Source organism: Veillonella sp. 27098_8_77, from assembly GCF_041431535.1.
In the GTDB taxonomy this organism is placed as follows: Bacteria; Bacillota; Negativicutes; order Veillonellales; family Veillonellaceae; genus Veillonella.
This window is the reverse complement of record NZ_JAPVXW010000007.1, coordinates 1-14,132: the sequence shown is the minus strand read 5'-3', so window position 1 is coordinate 14,132 and position 14,132 is coordinate 1. Positions and strand designations below refer to the sequence as shown.

12 protein-coding genes, 5 tRNA genes and 1 pseudogene are annotated in these 14,132 nt (G+C 40.9%); all 18 read left to right on the top strand.

Annotated features, from left to right (window positions below; translation table 11 throughout):
- Positions 1 to 308 precede the first annotated feature (308 nt).
- Entirely contained in the window at positions 309 to 1,874 is a 1,566-nt protein-coding gene (gene hcp / locus O3617_RS05475) for a hydroxylamine reductase (protein WP_287530409.1), read from the top strand.
- Positions 1,875 to 2,033: 159 nt separating this feature from the next.
- The gene (locus O3617_RS05470) at positions 2,034 to 2,417 is read left to right on the top strand and encodes a hypothetical protein (protein ID WP_371449080.1); all 384 of its coding nucleotides are present in this window, start codon (positions 2,034 to 2,036) and stop codon (positions 2,415 to 2,417) included.
- A 145-nt stretch (positions 2,418 to 2,562) separates the two neighbouring features.
- Complete coding sequence (gene sdaAB, locus O3617_RS05465) at positions 2,563 to 3,225, top strand: L-serine ammonia-lyase, iron-sulfur-dependent subunit beta (protein ID WP_323726067.1); 663 nt, start codon at positions 2,563 to 2,565, stop codon at positions 3,223 to 3,225.
- A 9-nt stretch (positions 3,226 to 3,234) separates the two neighbouring features.
- The gene (sdaAA, locus tag O3617_RS05460) at positions 3,235 to 4,107 is read left to right on the top strand and encodes an L-serine ammonia-lyase, iron-sulfur-dependent, subunit alpha (protein WP_371449079.1); all 873 of its coding nucleotides are present in this window, start codon (positions 3,235 to 3,237) and stop codon (positions 4,105 to 4,107) included.
- Positions 4,108 to 4,232: 125 nt separating this feature from the next.
- Complete coding sequence (locus O3617_RS05455; protein WP_371449078.1) at positions 4,233 to 5,645, top strand: CCA tRNA nucleotidyltransferase; 1,413 nt, start codon at positions 4,233 to 4,235, stop codon at positions 5,643 to 5,645.
- A gap of 21 nt (positions 5,646 to 5,666) precedes the next feature.
- The gene (locus tag O3617_RS05450; protein WP_371449077.1) at positions 5,667 to 7,616 is read left to right on the top strand and encodes a penicillin-binding transpeptidase domain-containing protein; all 1,950 of its coding nucleotides are present in this window, start codon (positions 5,667 to 5,669) and stop codon (positions 7,614 to 7,616) included.
- A 136-nt stretch (positions 7,617 to 7,752) separates the two neighbouring features.
- A complete protein-coding gene (locus O3617_RS05445; RefSeq protein WP_371449076.1) occupies positions 7,753 to 8,595 on the top strand; it encodes a bifunctional 5,10-methylenetetrahydrofolate dehydrogenase/5,10-methenyltetrahydrofolate cyclohydrolase in 843 nt (280 codons plus the stop codon).
- On the top strand, positions 8,573 to 8,914 hold the full coding sequence (gene hypA / locus O3617_RS05440; RefSeq protein ID WP_323726063.1) for a hydrogenase maturation nickel metallochaperone HypA: 342 nt from the start codon (positions 8,573 to 8,575) through the stop codon (positions 8,912 to 8,914). The genes O3617_RS05445 and hypA overlap by 23 nt, the downstream gene beginning before the upstream one ends.
- A 7-nt stretch (positions 8,915 to 8,921) precedes the next feature.
- The gene (hypB, locus tag O3617_RS05435) at positions 8,922 to 9,572 is read left to right on the top strand and encodes a hydrogenase nickel incorporation protein HypB (protein ID WP_371449075.1); all 651 of its coding nucleotides are present in this window, start codon (positions 8,922 to 8,924) and stop codon (positions 9,570 to 9,572) included.
- A complete protein-coding gene (locus O3617_RS05430; RefSeq protein WP_371449074.1) occupies positions 9,572 to 10,909 on the top strand; it encodes a hypothetical protein in 1,338 nt (445 codons plus the stop codon). The genes hypB and O3617_RS05430 overlap by 1 nt, the downstream gene beginning before the upstream one ends.
- 26 nt (positions 10,910 to 10,935) lie before the next feature.
- Complete coding sequence (brxF, locus tag O3617_RS05425; RefSeq protein WP_371449073.1) at positions 10,936 to 11,400, top strand: BREX-3 system P-loop-containing protein BrxF; 465 nt, start codon at positions 10,936 to 10,938, stop codon at positions 11,398 to 11,400.
- An 82-nt stretch (positions 11,401 to 11,482) separates the two neighbouring features.
- A pseudogene (locus tag O3617_RS05420) lies at positions 11,483 to 12,281 on the top strand (undecaprenyl-diphosphate phosphatase).
- A gap of 185 nt (positions 12,282 to 12,466) precedes the next feature.
- A tRNA-Thr gene (locus tag O3617_RS05415) sits at positions 12,467 to 12,542 on the top strand.
- 10 nt (positions 12,543 to 12,552) lie between these two features.
- Positions 12,553 to 12,637: transfer RNA gene (locus O3617_RS05410), tRNA-Tyr, on the top strand.
- Positions 12,638 to 12,642: 5 nt separating this feature from the next.
- Positions 12,643 to 12,718, top strand: a tRNA-Met gene (locus O3617_RS05405).
- Positions 12,719 to 12,748: 30 nt separating this feature from the next.
- Positions 12,749 to 12,824, top strand: a tRNA-Thr gene (locus O3617_RS05400).
- Positions 12,825 to 12,829: 5 nt separating this feature from the next.
- Positions 12,830 to 12,906, top strand: a tRNA-Met gene (locus O3617_RS05395).
- A gap of 216 nt (positions 12,907 to 13,122) precedes the next feature.
- The coding region (tuf, locus tag O3617_RS05390) for an elongation factor Tu (protein WP_371449072.1) at positions 13,123 to 14,132 on the top strand (1,010 nt) is incomplete at its 3' end.

The window sequence follows — 14,132 nt, the reverse complement described above, 5'->3', positions numbered from 1 at the left end:
TGTCTCCTAATATAGTATATAGCCATTTTAGCCCGAATTATACATCGTATGGTGTGATGCTTTTTATAGGTGATTTATGATGACTATTGTAAAATAATTATATATGCTCTTGTGAGCAACCTGTTCCAAAAGAAGAGTCAGGAAATTTTTGCAAAAGTTTTTTTATTGTTGCTCAAGCTACAGAAATTGTATCACCTTTACGGTATACTTTCAATGTAATCAATCAGAACCTGATATTAATCAGTGTATCGTATAAGGTTTATAACAATTAGCTTGAATGCGAGAAAGTCTCGCAAAGGAGGATTTAAATGAGCATGTTCTGTTATCAATGCGAACAATCTGCAGCTCCAGGCGGCTGTACTGTACAAGGTGTATGTGGTAAAACTGCACCAGTTGCTAATTTACAAGACGAATTAACTGCTGCTTTAGTTGGTTTAGCACGCGCTTTAGACGTAAAAGGCCAAACTAAAGAAGGCGTTGACTATTTAATGCGTGGTTTGTTCATGTGCGTAACAAACGTAAACTTCTCTGAAGACCGCGTTCAAGAATTCATCGATGAAGTAAATGCATATCATGCAAAAATCGATAGTGCAGCTCAAAACTTCGATTGGGAACAATTGTGGAAAGGTGAAGAAGATATCGTATCCCTTCGTTCCACATTATTGTTAGGTATGCGTGGTATGGCTGCGTATGCATGGCATGCTGCTCGCCTTGGTTTCCATGATGCTGATGTTGATGCATGGTTCATCAAAGGTCTTGTAGAATTCGCTAAAGACCACAGCGCTGAAGAATGGTTGAACTTGTTGATGGAATTCGGTCAAATCAACTTGAAATGCATGGCTGTTCTTGATAAAGCAAATACTGAAACATACGGTACTCCAGTACCAACTACAGTACCTTTGACTGTAGAACCAGGTCCTTTCATCGTTGTAACTGGTCATGACCTTCACGACTTGAATCAATTGTTGGAACAAACTGATGGTAAAGGTGTAAACATCTATACTCATGGTGAAATGTTACCTTGCCACGCTTACCCTGAATTGAAAAAACATCCTCAATTGAAAGGTAACTTCGGTACTGCATGGCAAAACCAACAAAAAGAATTCGTTGACGTTCCTGGCGCATTCTTATTCACTACAAACTGTATCATGCCACCAAAAGAAAACTACAAAGCTAATATCTTCACTACAGATATGGTAGGTTTCGACGGCTGTGCACACGTAGAAGAAAAAGCTGACGGCACTAAAGACTTCTCAGCTGTTATCGAACGTGCTATTGAATTGGGCGGCTACAAAGAAGCTCAAGAATTCACTGGTATCAACGGTGGTCACGAAGTAACTACTGGTTTCGGTCATGGCACAGTATTGGGTATTGCTGATAAAGTAATCGACGCTGTTAAAGCTGGCGCAATCAAACACTTCTTCTTAGTTGGTGGTTGCGACGGTGCTAAAGTAGGCCGTAACTACTACACAGAATTCGTAAAACAAACTCCAGATGATACTGTAGTATTGACATTGGCTTGTGGTAAATTCCGCTTCAACGACCTTAACATCGGCGAAATCGGTGGCATTCCTCGTATCCTTGATATGGGTCAATGTAACGATGCTTACTCCGCTATTCAAGTAGCAGTAGCTTTGGCTGGTGCCTTTGAATGTGACGTAAACGACTTGCCATTAACATTGGTATTGTCCTGGTACGAACAAAAAGCGGTATGTATCTTGTTAACATTGTTGGCATTGGGTATTCGCAATATTTACATCGGACCTTCCTTGCCTAAATTCTTCTCCAGCAATGTATTGAACATTTTGGTAGAAAAATTCAACTTGCATCCAATTACAACTCCAGAAGCTGATATGAAAGCTATCTTGGGCTAATCGGATTAAAACCTGATAACAGCGGCCCTAATCCCCTCTCTCTTATATGATTCGGGCTGTTGCTATATAAATTAGGCTATGCCATCTTCGGATGGTATAGCCTTTTTTGTCGTAATTATATACAATTGTATTAATAGATAATAGAGAGGATGAGTAGTCATGTTTCAGAACCCTTGGCAGTTTTGTGTAGCGATTGTCCTTATAATCTGGGGCACCTATTACATTGCATATCGATTTTGGTGTCGTCGTAAAGGGATTCCTGTAGAGATTTTGTCAATTAAACCTAGGGTTATTAAAGAACTTCCTAACTTTACGGTCATTTATGGATATGATGTTATATATTTATTGAATGGATTAGAATATACAGCTAAGAGCCTAGAGTTTTATGTTACTGTATTGGTTCCCGGACCGATGATCCCTTATAGTACAACAGGTAAATTGTTACATAACGGAAAGGTGAGTCTTGATAAAGTCAAAACAAATACGACATATGGTCTTGTACTGTGGGTATTTGCTATTATTTTTTTAGCTGAGTTATATTAATAGTTAATTAATAGAATAGAGGTATGTTTGCCAACAGTGGACAAACATACCTCTATTGTGCATATAGACAAGCCTCGATATTGATTGCTATACTATAGATAAGAATTAGATTATATCTTTATTTATATATGCATAGAGGTTCATTATGAACAGTATTTTTGATATTATCGGCCCTGTTATGATTGGCCCATCTAGTTCGCATACCGCTGGTGCGGCACGGCTCGGCAAGATGGCTCGTTGTATATTTGGGAATACGCCGAAGAGGGTTGAAATGACCTTGTATGGGTCATTTGCAAAAACATATAAAGGGCATGGTACAGATCGTGCCTTATTGGGTGGTTTACTAGGATTCAAAGAGGATGATAAACGCATCCGTAATGCGAAGGAACTCGCAGGTGAAGCGGGTTTAGACTATACTTTCATCGAATCACCCCTCGATATAGGTCATCCGAATGTGGTTAAGTTTGATTTGTACGGTGACCATAATCGTCATATGTCCGTCGTAGGTCGTTCCATTGGTGGTGGTCAAATCATGGTTACCGAGGTTGATGGCAATGATATGTCTATTACGGGCGATGAATTTACCCTTGTTGTATTCCATGAGGATAGACCCGGTGCGATTTCTCTCATTAGTCAGGCCTTGAGTGAATCGGATATCAACATTGCGTCCATGCGCGTGTTTAGAAAGGGTAAATACAAGGACGCGGTTATGGTAATTACTACAGATTCCGTTGTAAACCCTATTACAGTACAATTTATGCGTGAATGCCCAGGCATCCAAGATGTGATGACCTTTGAGGCCCTATAGGAGGATATGATGAGTTACGAATATGAAACGATAGCTGATATTATCCGCCTTAGCGAAGAGAATAATATATCCTTTGGTGATGTGGTATTGCGCAGTGAGCTAGAACAGTATGATCGTAGTGAAAAGGAAATCGATAAAGAAATTAAGCATCGATTAAGTATTTTTGAGTCCTCTATTCACGATGGTTTGCGTCATTTACAACGGACCCAGTCAAATATGTCTGGTGGTGATGCGGCTCGTTTAATGGAACGGAAACCATTATTCATGAGTGAAACTGCTTATAAGGCGATGTCTTATGCTATTGCGGTCAACGAAGCTAATGCGAAAATGTTCAGAATTGTAGCTTGCCCAACGGCCGGTTCTTGTGGCGTTATGCCTGGTGCCATTCAGGCCGTGGCTGAGCAATATAAACTGGACAGAGATGTCTTAGTGAAAGGATTCCTCGCCGCATCAGGCGTAGGGAATGTGGTTGCTAATCGCGCTTGTGTAGCCGGTGCAGTCGGTGGTTGTCAAGCCGAGATTGGTACGGCTGCATGTATGGCGGCAGCTGCCATTGTAGAAATGATGGACGGTACTGCTCGTCAGGTCGGGCATGCCGTATCATTGTGTATGAAAAATTTACTAGGCCTTGCTTGTGATCCTGTAGCAGGTTTAGTTGAGGTGCCGTGTGTGAAACGAAATGGCGTATATGCTGTTCATGCCATTACGGCCGCTGAACTCGCACTGGCTGGTATTGAAAGTCAAATACCTACCGATGAGGTGATTGAGGCGATGAATAATATTGGTCGTGCTATGCCAGCAGCGCTTCGTGAAACAAGTGATGGTGGCTTAGCTGTTACACAAACAGGTCTTGCCATAGCGGATAAGGTTCGCTCATTGTAGTTATAGACATACAGAAGGTTCACATATATAGGCTCATATATACATGGTGCTTACTATATGTGAGCCTTTTTTCATAACCCTATTTGTAGTACAATAAAAAGATAAATAGAAGGGAGGGTAGATGTATGGAACAAGCTATACGTTTGCTGACAATTTTAGAAGAAGCGGGCTTTGAGGCTTTCATCATTGGTGGCGCTGTGCGAGATATGCTCATGCATGTAAAGCCACATGATTTTGATATCGTTACATCTGCCCGACCAGAACAGGTTATCTCTGTACTAGATGCAGCCGACATTGAAACCACTGGTATTATAGGTAAATCCTTCGGTGTGGTAGTGGTTATTGTAGATGGTAAGCATTATGAAGTAGCGACGTATCGCAAGGAACGATATGGTGCAGATAGCCATCGCCCTGAAGAAATTATCTATGCAGATACACTCGAAGAAGATGTAAAACGCCGCGATTTCACCGTTAATGGTATGGCGATGAATCGAAATAAAGAGGTTATCGATCTAGTCGGTGGGCGCCGAGATATTAAGCATAAGGTCCTTCGCACCATCGGGAATCCAGAGGAACGCTTTCAAGAGGATGCATTGCGACTATTTAGAGCGTGCCGATTCATTGCAAAGCTCGATTTTCTTCCAGATAAAGCCTTATTAGATGCCATGCCAAAAGCATTTCATCGCGTATCTGGGCTTTCACTAGAACGGGTACGTAATGAATTAGACCGCTTATTATTGGCACCGGCAGTGGCGAAAGGGCTAGATGTACTCGTCCAATCGCGTTTGGCAGAATGTTCGTGCCGCGTCGTTGATAATGGGGAAATTAAAGAGGTTCCTATATTGCCAGAGCTATACCACCTAGTGGGATTGCCTCAAGAAAAGGCATTTCACGAATTTGATGGATGGTACCATACACTGGCGGTTGTCGCAGAAACGGAGCCTGATTTAATACTTCGTTGGGGCGCTCTATTACATGATGTGGCAAAGGGGATGCCTACCATTAGGCAAGTTATCAATGGACGCTATACCGATCGGGGCCATGATAATCTAGGCGCTCAAATGGCCTATAATCTATTGATTCGCCTTGGTTATAATAAGAAATTTGCTAGTCGCGTTTCGTGGATTGTTAAAAATCACATGCGCTTTCATTTCTTCGTGCAAAATGAAGAGGCAGATGAGAAAAAATGGATGCGCAAGGAAATTCGAAGTGGCGAGTTTAGAGATAGTCAAAGTATGCGGGAAGCATGGTTGCAATTGGCGAAGGTTTGTGCGGCCGACGTCCTTGGTTGTGGTAAGCCATATTCCGTTACTGATGGTACATTGGCGTTCGGGGAATGCATGGCTGATTTAAGCCTAGAAATGCCTGTGCATACAAAAGATTTGAACTATGACAACCGCGTTCTAGAAGCCTGTGGCGATAATGTGGCGAAAGGGTTACAATATTTGATGCAACAGGTGCAAAATGGTGTCGTTAACAATACACCGGATGATTTATATGAAGCGCTTATCCATAAGTTGCAGAGGTCATCGAAGTAATATATTGAGTGGGAGACCATAATGAATATTTCAGGGAATGATAATAAGCGAATTGAATATACGGTACGCGTATTACTGTGTATTGCTGTCGTATTAGTGGGGCGCTTATTCTTTTTACAAATAATAGATAAGTCTGATTTGCAGGCGAAGAACTTGAGCCAAGTGCAAGTGGATAGAAAATTACAATCTCCGCGCGGTACGATTTATGACCGCAATGGAAGACCATTGGCTATGAGTGTGGTTACAAAATCCCTATATGCGGATCCTAAGATGATTAAGCAATCGCCTAGTGAAGTTGCTGAACTTATTGCGCCATATGTGACGATGTCAAAAGAGGACATTGTGAAATCATTACAAGAGGATACTGCGTTCGTATGGATTGACCGTATGATGGAACCAGAAAAGTCGAAAGCGATAGCCCAATTGATTGAGGATAAAAATTTAGAAGGTCTTAATTTTGTAGAAGAGTCTAAACGATATTATCCTAATGGTAATTTGGCCGCACAAGTGCTCGGCTTTGTCGGTACCGATGATAAAGGCCTTGATGGTCTTGAAATGGTGCTAGATGATGAATTGAAGGGCGGTATCCAAAAGGAACTAGTTGCAACAGATAGAAAGGGGAATGCTATCTTTGGCTCCGTACTATCTAAATATTTACCTGATAAGGGTAAGAGTGTGACACTAACGATTGATGCAAGTATTCAATTTATAGCAGAACGTGCTCTCGATAAAGCCATGGAAGATACAGGCGCTAAACATGCTAGCGTTATTGTTATGGATCCTAAAACGGGTGAAATCTTGGCGATGGCGAACCGCCCAACCTATGACCCAAATCATTATAGTCAAGGTTCAGAGGAAGATTTTAAGAATATTGCAGTAACAAATTTGTATGAACCAGGTTCTACATTTAAGCCGATTATTGCATCTGCTGCATTGGCATCAGGTAAATGGAAACTAGACCAAGTGTATAACGACAAAGGTTCCTTTGCGGCCAATGGACATGTTATGCAAAACTGGAATGGTGAAGGTTATGGTCCTGTTCGATTGATCGATATTTTGAAGTTCTCCATCAATACAGGTATGGCAGAAATTGGTACCACTACAGGCGCGGATATATTATCTAAATATGTTCGTAACTATGGATTTGGTTCTAAAACAGGTATTGAATTGCCTGGTGAAGGTGATGGTATCTTATATAATCCTGATGATATGAGTAAGCTTGATGTAGCAACCATGTCCATCGGTCAAGGTATTGCGGTAACACCATTGCAAATGGTCCGTGCTTTTGGCGCTATAGCTAATGGTGGTAGCATGATGAAACCACATATTGTTAAATCTTACAGCAATATAAAAGGTGAGGTAACTAGTACTACTGACCCTGAAGTTGTGGGGCAACCAATACCAGAAGAAACGGCTAAAACGATTGCGGATATTCTTGAAAAAGAAGTCTCTGAAGGTGGCGGTACTAAAGCGATGGTTGAAGGCTATCACTTTGGAGGCAAAACAGGGACTGCTGAAAAGTTAGACACCAAAAATGGCGGCTATTTAGCAGGACGTTATATCGCATCCTTTATAGGCTTTGGTCCGGTAGAAGATCCTAAATTTGTTGTTCTTGTTGCCATCGATGATTCTAAAAAAGGTTCTATCTATGGTAGTCAAATTGCGGCCCCAGTATTTAAGAATATCGTGTCTCAATTAGTGCGGTATTACCAAATGTCACCTTCTGTAAAGGATGGTGCTATTGTAACGGCTGCGCCATCTGCAAAACTTCCTGCAGTAAAACCTAACAGTGATGGCACCGTTGTATTGCCTGATTTTAGAGGCTATACATTTGGGGAAGTACGCGATTGGTTACATACGGCGGGGCTATATTTTAAACCAGATGGTACAGGCAAGGCTATTTCTCAAGAACAATTACCGGGGTCTGTAGTCTCTCCTGGTACACCGATTGTTGTTCAATTTAGCCATTAGTATTCATCTTGGTAACTGCAACTATAGACAAAACGTTATATAATAGAATAAGAGAAAACGAAAGGTGCCTCTAGAGGCACCTTTTTACATGAACTTATATGAGGTTTATCCTCGTGATAATGAAATGGAGATACATATGATTGAATTACGCGGTAAGGCTGTAGCAGATGCACATAAAGCGATTTTACAAGAGAAAATGGCCGGTCTAGAACCAGGTATAATTACGATGGCTGTATTGCTTGTTGGCGATGATCATGGCGCTAATATGTATGCGGACTTTATGGAGAAAACAGCAAAGAACTTTGGCTATGGTTTTGTGCGTACACAATTACCAAGTACAGCTACACATGAAGAAGTGTATACTGCATTGATGGCTTTAAATAATGATGATGCGGTTCATGGTATATTGCCACTCATGCCTATGCCTAAACAAATTGATACAGAACAATTGATCGATGCATTGGATTCAACGAAGGATATAGATGGACTTACCACCTATAACATTGGTCTTGTAACGGCCGGTAAGGGTGGTTTTGCACCATGCACTGCGAAGGCTTGTTTAGCAATTCTAGATCATTATGACATTCCTTTAGAAGGTAAACACGTAGTTGTTGTTGGCCGTAGCCAAGTCATCGGCAAACCGGTGGCATTGATGGCTCTTGAACGCCATGCTACGGTTTCTATTTGTCATTCGCGGACAGCTGATTTGGCGTACCATGTACAACAGGCTGATATTGTAATCGCTGCTGCAGGCCGAGCTCATATGATTACAGCTGATATGGTGAAAGCTGGCGCTGTTGTTATTGATGTGGGTATTAATGAATTAGATGGGAAAACAGTAGGCGATGTCGACTATGAGGCAGTGAGTCATGTTGCTTCCGCCATGACACCTGTACCAGGCGGCGTTGGATCTGTTACGACTACGATGATGCTAGAAGCAGTTTATGAGGCGTATTATGCACGAAATGTCAATCGCTGAGGGAATCTTGGATATCGCGTTAGAGACGATGAAGAACAATGATGCGTCGGTTATTCATTCCGTACAACTTGACCTAGGATTGATGAGTGGTGTAGAACCAGATGCATTACTATTCTGCTGGGATGCCCTTACAAAGGGAACGCCTGCTGAAAAATCAAAAATTGATATTCATACCATTCCCATTAAGGGGCAATGTTTAGATTGTGATACAATTTTTGATGTACAAGACTATAAATTTATCTGTCCTCATTGTGAGAGTCATTTTGTAAATACCATAGGTGGCCGTGAATTACAGGTAACATCTATAGATATAGATTGAGGTTTATATGCAAGTAGAAGTAAAAACAAATGTGTTAGCGAAAAATGATGCTATTGCATCATCATTGCAACAAGTATTTAAGGAAAAACATATATTTGTCTTTAATCTAATGGGGTCTCCTGGCGCTGGTAAGACATCTCTATTGGAAGCGACCTTAAAAGACTTGGTAACAGATTATAAATTGGCCGTAATTGAAGGTGATTTATTTACATCTAAGGATGCAGAACGTATTCATGCCCTAGGTGTGCCTGTCATACAAATTAATACGGTAGGAGGCTGCCATTTAGATGCTAATATGATTCAAGACGCTATAACCGATTTAGACCTTGATGAGCTGGATATGATTATTATCGAGAATGTAGGAAATCTGGTGTGCCCAGCTGAATTTGATATTGGTGAAGCTATGAAGATTACCGTGCTATCTGTTACAGAGGGCGAAGATAAACCTTTAAAATATCCTCTTATCTTTAAGGAATCGAAGGCTATACTCCTCAATAAAATTGACTTGTTACCGTATGTGCCGTTCGATAAAGAAAAAGCGATTAAGGATATTCGTAATTTAAATCCTCAAGGTCATATATTCGAAATTAGTTGTACTGCTAAAGATGGATTGGCGCCTTGGTTGACATGGATTAGAGAACAAATGGAGAAGCGTTAATGAAACATATGTTATGTCGTGCTGCATTAACGATGGCCGTGTTAAGTGCGTTAGGGACTACACCGGTATGGGCCATTGATGCAGATACAACTGTACCAGAAGTTAAGAATGCTGTAGCTGTGGTAAAAGTACCTACAGATGATAGTACAGCTAAAACGGGATGGCTTGCTGAGCAATTAGCGGTAACTGCTTTTGGAGATTCTTTGCAATATTGGCAAGCGGCCAGTGAAAATGATGGTGTTATGCCACAAGATTCCAAAAATAATTTAGCCGATATAGGACGCTCCTATACAGCTAATAATTTACCAGCTCTTGGCGATGAAGACGATTATAGTTTGACCCGAAAATCCGATGGTGATGAAGCCACTAGCATGGTTCCTGTATATCGTGTAGGCGATGTGTATGTGCCTAGTCCATCTGCCCAAGGAACTGTGAAGGGTGTATTCACAACATATCATGAAAAAGATATGGATATAACCGTATATACGGGACCAGATAAATCTCGTTTGGTAGACAATCAATTGCGTGGTCAAGGTGCTACCTATTTATTCCCTGTTGGTACCATTACCAATTTGCATACTACAGAAAAAGGCTTAGTTACAATTCGGGATATCGGTGTAGGCAGTTCCCGTATGGAAATGATTTTCTCCTATGGCAGCCCTAATGCGATGTGGCGCAATCAGTCAGATGAATCATATATCTTTTTGTATGAAGGCCATTCCGAAAAGTTATGGTCTGAAAAAAAGGATTTTACTTCTTCCGTAGCGAATACAAATAATAATAGCCAATCTCCAGATACCATTCAAAATGGGAAATCGTATATTGCTTTCACCATTAAAAACAATACGATTGAGGCTGTTGATATTTTAGATGGTCAAGTGTGGTCGCGCTTTGGTTTGCCTAAGGCACCTATGTACAATTTCCGTGCAGGCCATTTGTCTGATGATGATTTTGTACTACGCGGCTTGCGTCTAAATCAGCGTTTTGTAAATGATGCGGATGGCGAATGGCGTACACAAGGAATGCTATTTGGCTCCACATTCATAGGCTATAATGAATATGGTGTAAGTGTAGATGACAAATCGCTTATCAATCGCGTTTTGTTGAATGTATATACACCAACACGCCGTGGTATTGCCATGGGTGATACTAAATATTTGTTGCTCTTTGTATACGGTATGCCGACGCGTATTGTAGAATCTACAACTAGTTCGGGAACGGCTACGGTATATGAATATAAAAATCCAAAATCGAACAACTCCTATTTGCAGTTCGCCTTGGATGATAAAAATCAATATATCAAATCAGTGATGTTGTCTGACAGACCTGTTAAGTAGGTCATCTTACGTGAGGAGGCAAGGATATGGTTACTGTACAAGATGTGAAAGAACGGTGGGAACAAATTCAAAATAATGATGAGCGCATTCTGTTCGTCGTTGGTGGTCCTGGTTCTGGTAAAAGCTTATTGATTCGTGAATTAGCAGAGCAAAAAGGTTGGAAGTATTTAGAAGCAAAACAACTGATTGAAGAAGAATTTTTGTTAGTGCCTCGTGATGAAAGACCAAAACTTGCTGAAGAAGTAATTCGTCGTGCTTTGAGCCGCAGTGACACAGAAGTGGTTCTTATAGATGGTATCAATGTGCTATTTGCACCAATTTTGAATTTAAATCCTCTTGAACTATTAAAAACTATTAGTAAAACATATCCGATTGTTGTTGGTTGGCGTGGTCATCTTGAAGGTGATCAATTATACTTGGAACACAATAATGATCCAAAACATGCGGTGGTAACAATTACTAAACCAGAGCGTGTTATAGTTATTGATTAATAGAGTTATATTGATTAATTGATGAGGGCACATTATATATTGCCATGAGTTATGACCACATGTATAAAGGTAGGTGGATATCATGGATCAATATGTAATAGCCCTCATTTTAGGTATTATAGAAGGTATAACTGAGTGTATTCCTGTATCTAGTACGGGGCCATATGATTATTATTGGCCATATGCTAAATTTTGAAGGCGCTTATGCTGACGTATTTGAAGTATTTATTCAAATAGGTGCTATACTTGCAATTTACACACATTATAGACGCACGTTTAATGGATTCTTAAAACGGAAAAATTGGATTAAAACACGTGGTGTTTCGTTACTTCACATTGGTGCAGGTATGTTGCCGGTATTGGTAGCAGGATATCTGTTGCAGTATGTTATAAAAGGCTATTTATTTGGACCGATTCCCGTTATATTTGGTCTCATTATAGGCGCCATATTTATGATATACGCAGAAAAAAGGAATGTGGATAAGCGCCTGGTAGACTCAGTAAATAATTTGACCATATATCAATGCTTTCAAATAGGGTTATATCAAATGCTCTGTTTGTGGCCTGGATTTTCCAGGTCTGGTGCAACGATTGCAGGGGGCATGTTGATAGGCTGTACTCGTAGGGCAGCGGCTGATTTTTCATTTATTATGGCCGTACCTGTTATGATTATCGTCTGTATATATGACTTAGCACGTGTCATTCATTTATTAGATGTGAATGATATGATTATGTTTGCCATTGGAACACTCGTATCATATATAGTAGGGTATATAACTGTGAAAGCCTTCTTATGGTATTTGAATCGATCTTCTTTATCTTCCTTTGGTTACTATCGGATTATCGTAGCAATTCTAGCTATTATTTACTTGTATCGATAATTAGCTATGAGGAAACAATGAAGTTTAAAAAAATTCAAAAAAATACTTGCGTCAGAAAAACTTTCATGATATATTGATATAGCACTAAGGGTGACCGCAGAGAACGGACAAAACTCTTCAAAAAGTTTAAAAAAGTTCTTGACACTTAGTGTGGCGGATGATAAAATACATCTTGTCGTAATGATGCTGGCGTAGCTCAATAGGTAGAGCAGCTGACTTGTAATCAGCAGGTTGTGGGTTCAATTCCTATCGCCAGCTCCATTTTATTTATGGAGGGATTCCCGAGCGGCCAAAGGGAGCAGACTGTAAATCTGCCGTCTTCGACTTCGAAGGTTCGAATCCTTCTCCCTCCACCATTTATAGCGGGGTGGAGCAGTTGGTAGCTCGTCGGGCTCATAACCCGAAGGTCGCAGGTTCAAGTCCTGTCCCCGCAACCATAATTTCACAGTGAAGTGAACGTTCATTGTGCTGGTGTAGCTCAGTCGGCAGAGCGTATCCTTGGTAAGGATAAGGTCACCGGTTCAATCCCGGTCACTAGCTCCATACATGGCGGCATAGCTCAGTTGGCTAGAGCAATCGGTTCATACCCGGTGTGTCCGCGGTTCAAATCCGTGTGCCGCCACCATTAAACCTCACATTGGTGAGGATTTTTTTATATCTAATACAAATATATAAGATTGAATATTACATCTCATTAAGGGGATGTAATTTTTTATTTATTGGCCTACATAGATTATGGTATAATAATCTGTAGGAATGTATATTCTGTTGATTAAATTAGGTTCTTATATTATAGTAAGACTATATAGTATTTGTTTTTGTGAAGGAGGATATAATCCTAATGGCAAAAGAAAAATTTGAACGTACGAAACCTCATGTTAATATCGGTACAATCGGTCACGTTGACCATGGTAAAACTACTTTGACTGCTGCAATTACAAAAGTATTGGCTGAAAAAGGCCAAGCTGACTTCCAAGATTACAGCATGATCGACAAAGCTCCAGAAGAACGTGAACGCGGTATCACAATCAACACTGCACACGTTGAATATGAAACAGCTAACCGTCACTATGCACACGTTGACTGCCCAGGCCATGCTGACTATGTTAAAAACATGATCACTGGTGCAGCTCAAATGGACGGCGCTATCTTGGTAGTATCCGCAGCTGACGGCCCTATGCCTCAAACTCGCGAACACATCTTGTTAGCTCGCCAAGTTGGCGTTCCTGCAATCGTAGTATTCTTGAACAAAGCTGATATGGTTGACGACGAAGAATTGATCGAATTGGTTGAAATGGAAGTTCGTGAACTTCTTTCTTCCTATGAATTCCCTGGCGACGAAGTACCTATCATCGTAGGTTCCGCATTGAAAGCTTTGGAAGGCGACGCTCAATACGTAGCTAAAATCGACGAATTGATGGAAGCTGTAGACTCCTACATCCCAACACCAGTTCGTGATACTGATAAACCTTTCTTGATGCCAGTAGAAGACGTTTTCACAATCACTGGTCGCGGTACAGTAGCAACTGGCCGTGTTGAACGTGGTCAAGTAAACGTTGGTGATACAGTAGAAGTTGTAGGCTTGAAAGAAAAAGCTGAACAATACGTTGTAACTGGTCTTGAAATGTTCCGCAAAACTTTGGACTCTGCAGTAGCAGGCGACAATGTTGGTGCATTGCTTCGTGGTGTTGACCGTAAAGACATCGAACGTGGTCAAGTATTGGCTAAACCAGGTTCCATCAACCCACACACAAAATTCAAAGCAGAAGTATACGTATTGACTAAAGAAGAAGGTGGCCGTCATACTCCATTCTTCTCCAACTACCGTCCACAATTCTACTTCCGTACAAC

Excerpts from the sequence above, each read along its gene's own strand:
- hypA (WP_323726063.1), top strand. The coding sequence starts at position 8,573 with ATGCACGAAATGTCAATCGCTGAGGGAATCTTGGATATCGCGTTAGAG.
- O3617_RS05445 (WP_371449076.1), top strand. The coding sequence starts at position 7,753 with ATGATTGAATTACGCGGTAAGGCTGTAGCAGATGCACATAAAGCGATT.
- sdaAA (WP_371449079.1), top strand. The coding sequence starts at position 3,235 with ATGAGTTACGAATATGAAACGATAGCTGATATTATCCGCCTTAGCGAA.
- O3617_RS05450 (WP_371449077.1), top strand. The coding sequence starts at position 5,667 with ATGAATATTTCAGGGAATGATAATAAGCGAATTGAATATACGGTACGC.
- O3617_RS05455 (WP_371449078.1), top strand. The coding sequence starts at position 4,233 with ATGGAACAAGCTATACGTTTGCTGACAATTTTAGAAGAAGCGGGCTTT.
- sdaAB (WP_323726067.1), top strand. The coding sequence starts at position 2,563 with ATGAACAGTATTTTTGATATTATCGGCCCTGTTATGATTGGCCCATCT.
- O3617_RS05430 (WP_371449074.1), top strand. The coding sequence starts at position 9,572 with ATGAAACATATGTTATGTCGTGCTGCATTAACGATGGCCGTGTTAAGT.
- hcp (WP_287530409.1), top strand. The coding sequence starts at position 309 with ATGAGCATGTTCTGTTATCAATGCGAACAATCTGCAGCTCCAGGCGGC.
- O3617_RS05470 (WP_371449080.1), top strand. The coding sequence starts at position 2,034 with ATGTTTCAGAACCCTTGGCAGTTTTGTGTAGCGATTGTCCTTATAATC.
- brxF (WP_371449073.1), top strand. The coding sequence starts at position 10,936 with ATGGTTACTGTACAAGATGTGAAAGAACGGTGGGAACAAATTCAAAAT.
- hypB (WP_371449075.1), top strand. The coding sequence starts at position 8,922 with ATGCAAGTAGAAGTAAAAACAAATGTGTTAGCGAAAAATGATGCTATT.